Origin of the sequence: Denitraticella aggregata, assembly GCF_048158365.1 — a bacterium.
GTDB lineage: Bacteria > Pseudomonadota > Gammaproteobacteria > Burkholderiales > Rhodocyclaceae > Azoarcus_F.
The window spans coordinates 1-4,420 of sequence record NZ_JBLLNL010000026.1 but is presented as its reverse complement, the minus strand read 5'-3'; the positions used below and the strand labels follow the sequence as shown (position 1 = coordinate 4,420).

Below are 4,420 nucleotides of genomic sequence, written 5' to 3'. Positions count from 1 at the left end.
CGCACGTAATCGTGGTCTGTCCCCTGTTATCCCTGTACTCCAGTCGGACTGATTGCCTTCAACAGTCGCGCGATTACACCAAACCGGGGTGCGGTGAATAGACGAACGTGCAAGGGCGGTCGAATTCTCTCCTTGAATATATATACTGGTATCCCGTATAATTCAGGGCGTGCGCACCGTGATCGAAACCCCTACGTTCCAGAAGCAGGCCGGGAAAATCTGGTCAGAAGCCGAGCGGCTGGAGTTTATCGACTGGATTGCGGCCAATCCAATGGCTGGCGATGTGATTCCCGGCACGGACGGGGCGCGCAAGGTGCGATGGAGCCGCGCCGGTTCTGGCAAGTCGGGCGGTGCGAGAGTGATCTACTTCAACCTGACCGAAGAGGAAGTTGTATTACTGGTGGCGATATATGCCAAGGCCGAGCGACCCAACATGAGTCCTGCTGAAATCAGAAAGGTGGTGTGACATGGGAAAGAAAACCGATATCGAGGCTGTTGCCAAGGCCATCGAGGCGGATATCGGCGAGGCCCTGCCCGATCTGCGGCAGGCGCTCAAGGAGGCGCAGGTGGGCGCGGGGCGCGTCACCACGCCAGAGCAGATACTGGTTCGTCAGGCACGGCAGAAGTCTGGGCTGACGCAGGCCGCGTTCGCGGAGCGAATCGCCACGCCGGTGGCTACTCTGCGCGACTGGGAACAGGGTCGCTTCAAGCCGCCCGGTGCCGTTGCCTGCCTGCTACGCCTGATCGTCAGGCATCCCGAACTAACGCGAGAGCTGACTGCTTGACCCTGTAGCGGAAAACGTCGGAAATCGCTGCACTGCCGACGTTGGCTGGGTGGCGTTCGGGATGTATGCGTGGGACAAGGCGGCTGCGGGGCGCTCGGGGGCGGGGCGCACGCCGGAGAACACGCTGTACATGCTCGGCCTCGCGGGCGGCTGGCTTACATCGCATCGACCAACTCGCGACAGGGTACGCTGTCAATTCAGTGCGAATGCCGATGGTGAATATCCGGATAGTGCGGATGCTTGTGCGTCAGCGCTTCATGGCGATGCCAGTGCTCGTGCGGTTCGTCGCCATTCCAGTCGAAGTCGTGGGCGTGGCGGTGATGCGCGTCGTGGATGTGGGGGTGGGTGTGCGCCAACGGTTCATGGGCATGTTCGTGTTCATGATGCTCGGTCAGATGCAGCCACACGCCCCAAGCCATCAGAAGCGCGGCGAACCAGAACGCGACCGACGTCGATTCACCCAATAAAACGAGCGATATCGCCGCACCGATGAAAGGCGCGGTCGAGTAGTACGCGCCTGTCCGGGCCGTGCCGAGTCCGCGCAGCGCCAGCACGAACAGCACCAGACTGATGCCATAGCCGACGAGCCCGACCGCCATCGTCCCGGCCAGGATCGCAGCCCCAGGCAGGCTCGCACCGAGTGCAAGGGCAAGCGCGGTGTTGACCAGACCCGCCACCGTGCCCTTTACGGCTGCGATAAACAGCGCGTCGGAGGCCGAGACATGGCGGGTCAGGTTGTTGTCGATCGCCCAGCACAGGCATGCAGCGACGATCGCGAGCGGCCCGAGCCAATCGACCGGACCATCGTGCCCACCCGACCAGGACAGCAGAACGCCGCCTGCGACGATCGCGAGCATGCCCAGCACGATGCGCAGGCCGGCGTTCTCCCGGAAGACCACCCACGCGATCACGGCGGTCAGCACCGCTTCGAGATTGAGCAGCAGGGACGCGGCTGCGCCACCGGTGCGGGTGAGCCCGTACATCAACGCGAGCGGCCCCAGCACCCCGCCAACGAAGATCGCCGCCGACAGCCACGGCCACCCGCCTGCGGCGAGACCGGATGGCCTCCAGCTCCGGTCACGAATCAAGCGGATCGCGGCGAGCCCGAGTCCGCTCCCGAGATATAGCAGGCCGGCGAGCAGCCATGGCGACATCTCGCCCACCAGCAGCTTGGCAAACGGCGTGCTCGCACCGAACAGCGCGGCTGCGAGCAGGGCATGAACGACATGGCGATTCACCATGATGGACTCCACGGCCAGATTGGCGCGATCCGCGGCCTTCGCGTCGCGGCGACCCCTCACCGCTCCGGCGTGAGGGGCCACATGCTCAGAGAACGCGCTTGATTTCCGAGTACTCGCCCTCGGCGTTCAACGTGACGGTCACATCGCCATTCGAGCGGTTCCGCCAGAACCAGCCATGATAACCATCGAACGCGGCCTGCAGTTCGCCGACATCGCCCAGCTGATTCCGCCCCTTGCCATAGCCATGGTAGAAGCTCCGCGGGGCATTCGGGGGGTCTCCATGGGTATCGTAGTTCACTGCGCCGCCGGCCGTCGTCCATTCGAACCGGACACGCTTGTCCTTTTCCATGGTCAGCTTGATTTCGGCGGCCTCGCCGGGCTTGAGCGTGACGCTCATCGTGTCCCGGCGCTGTGCGACGGACCCGGCCGGGGCCGTCTCGACCGTTGGCACAGCGGCTGTGACGGTGGTGCTGTTGGCCGCCTCCACGGCTTCCGCGGCTTCTGCGACGTCGGCCGCTTGCGCTGGTTCGGACACGGCGCTTCGAGTGTCCTCGCCCGGCGACATGGGCATCGGGGTGGCCAGCTGCGGCGCTGGCGCCACGACCGCCGTATCGGCTTCCGCAAGCGCCTCGGTGGCCAGTGACATCTTGATTTCGCCCATCGGGGTCAGGCCCAGCGCACGGCCGATACCGGTCGGATCGATGCCGTACTCGGCGGGCAGGATGGTGGTGATGAGCAGACCGCCGGCGACGATGGCGGCAAGCGCGGTCGAGCGCAGCAATCTGGCGGTGCTGGGCAGCTCCGCGCGATTTGGAAGGTCGGTGTTGTACATTTCGAACTCCGGATGATCAGGCAAGGAAGTAGCCGGTCAGCTGATAGCCGACCAGCATGAAGCCGGCGCACATCAGGGCGACGTTGGCGGTATAGGCGTGACGGAAGAAGCTGGCCGAGCGCCGCCAGAAACCCATCGCGATCAGAATCAGGGCAAGCGCCATCAACTGGCCGATCTCCACGCCGACGTTGAACGCGAGCAGATTCGGCAACAGTCCGTCCTGGGCGATCTCGTACTCCTGGATCTTCGCCGCCAGGCCGAAGCCATGGAACAGGCCGAAGACCATGGTGGCCACCTTGGTGTTGGGCTGCACGCCGAACCATCGCTGGTAGGCACCCAGGTTGTCGAGGGCCTTGTAGACCACCGACAGGCCGATGATCGCGTCGATCAGATAGGCGTTGACGTTCACCCCGGCGTATACGCCGTAGATCATGGTGACCGAGTGCCCGACCGCGAACAGGCTGACGTAGAGCGCGATGTCCTTGAGCCTGTAAAGGAAGAAGATCACCCCGGCGAGGAACAGCAGATGGTCGTAACCGGTGACCATGTGCTTGGCGCCAAGGTAGGTGAAGGGCAGCAGATGCGTACCCGAGATCTCCTGGATATAGCCCTTGTCGCCGTCGGCCACGCCATGGGCGTGTGCGACGGTGGCAAAGAGCAGATAGAGCAGCGCCGCCATTAAGGCATGCAGCAACGGCCTCAGGCGCGACAGCGAGGCTGCCCGCCCCGGGCGCGGGAAGGGTTGGGTCATGAAAGTCTTCCGATGGAATGTGTTCGGGCGTCCTTCGCCTAGGTGGGCGCAGGACTCGAGACGTCAGACGATCGGAAGACCTTTGGGTGGGCGTTCGAGACAGACGCAGGGCGCCGGATAGACGAGGCGATGCTCGTTGGCTGCCCACTGATTCGATAGCGGCAGAAAGCGCATTGCATGCGAGGGCGGCACGTTCGGTTTGTCGTGGCTATGATCGGCCGGGTTGTGGCCGTGCTTGTGCGTCCCGCCGTCCTCTTCGAAGACTTCATGACCGTGCCCATGATCGTCATGATCCGCGTGCGCCTTGGCAAGCGCGTGTGCGTGGGTGGTGGCACGCAAGGGATCGTGAGACGGAGAGATCGCGCTCGAGAGCGCCAGGGATCCATGCGACAGAATCAGCAGCGCGACCATGCCTCTCGCCAACGCATGGGCGATCCTTCTAAAAAGGCAAAAAGTAGCGCGAAAGAGGGTCATGTCGGATCGAAAGCGGGAAGGCCTGGTGCCTTCCACGGCGCGTGTGCAGTTTATACAGGTGATCGGCTCGCAAGTGCAACCTGGCGCGCCGGACAACCCCGGGCAGGCCGATGCCTGGATGGTCCGCGACATGCGCATGAGCCTGCCCCAATGCGCCGACGAAACCCGACAAAGTCGCGGTCGGGCGAAACTCGATCAGCGCGGCAGCAGCAGGATCTGGCCCGGATGGATGCGGTCCGGGTCGGGAACGGTGGTGGCGTTGGCGGCGTGGAGTTGAGGAAATAGTTGAGGAAATAGGGGACACCCATTAGCCGGCCGGTGTCAAGCGAGCAACCCC

7 protein-coding genes and 1 pseudogene are annotated in these 4,420 nt (G+C 63.8%); 4 read left to right on the top strand and 4 right to left on the bottom strand.

Annotated elements, in window-relative coordinates; genetic code table 11:
* Positions 1-169 precede the first annotated feature (169 nt).
* The 3 genes and pseudogenes from ACKVEX_RS16365 to ACKVEX_RS16355 all read left to right on the top strand — a co-directional run.
* A complete protein-coding gene (locus ACKVEX_RS16365; RefSeq protein WP_473216806.1) occupies positions 170-466 on the top strand; it encodes a DNA-binding protein in 297 nt (98 codons plus the stop codon).
* A gap of 1 nt (position 467) precedes the next feature.
* Entirely contained in the window at positions 468-785 is a 318-nt protein-coding gene (locus ACKVEX_RS16360) for a helix-turn-helix domain-containing protein (RefSeq protein ID WP_473216805.1), read from the top strand.
* Between the two features lie 61 nt (positions 786-846).
* Positions 847-930 (top strand): annotated as a pseudogene (locus tag ACKVEX_RS16355) (hypothetical protein); the annotation flags it as partial.
* 52 nt (positions 931-982) lie between these two features.
* Here ACKVEX_RS16355 and ACKVEX_RS16350 read toward each other — a convergent pair.
* The 4 genes from ACKVEX_RS16350 to ACKVEX_RS16335 all read right to left on the bottom strand — a co-directional run bounded on the left by ACKVEX_RS16350 (position 983) and on the right by ACKVEX_RS16335 (position 4,020).
* Positions 983-2,026 (bottom strand): DMT family transporter, encoded by a 1,044-nt coding sequence (locus ACKVEX_RS16350; protein WP_473216804.1) that lies wholly within the window; start codon positions 2,024-2,026, stop codon positions 983-985.
* 85 nt (positions 2,027-2,111) lie between these two features.
* Positions 2,112-2,858, bottom strand: coding sequence for a transmembrane anchor protein (locus ACKVEX_RS16345; protein ID WP_473216803.1), 747 nt, complete (start codon positions 2,856-2,858; stop codon positions 2,112-2,114).
* A 16-nt stretch (positions 2,859-2,874) separates the two neighbouring features.
* Positions 2,875-3,609: a HupE/UreJ family protein gene (locus ACKVEX_RS16340; RefSeq protein WP_473216802.1), complete on the bottom strand. Its 735-nt coding sequence runs from the start codon at positions 3,607-3,609 to the stop codon at positions 2,875-2,877.
* A gap of 63 nt (positions 3,610-3,672) precedes the next feature.
* Entirely contained in the window at positions 3,673-4,020 is a 348-nt protein-coding gene (locus ACKVEX_RS16335; RefSeq protein WP_473216801.1) for a hypothetical protein, read from the bottom strand.
* On the opposite strand from ACKVEX_RS16335, the gene ACKVEX_RS16330 reads away from it, so the two are divergent.
* Complete coding sequence (locus ACKVEX_RS16330; RefSeq protein WP_473216800.1) at positions 4,019-4,360, top strand: hypothetical protein; 342 nt, start codon at positions 4,019-4,021, stop codon at positions 4,358-4,360. The genes ACKVEX_RS16335 and ACKVEX_RS16330 overlap by 2 nt on opposite strands.
* The last annotated feature ends 60 nt before the right edge of the window (positions 4,361-4,420 follow it).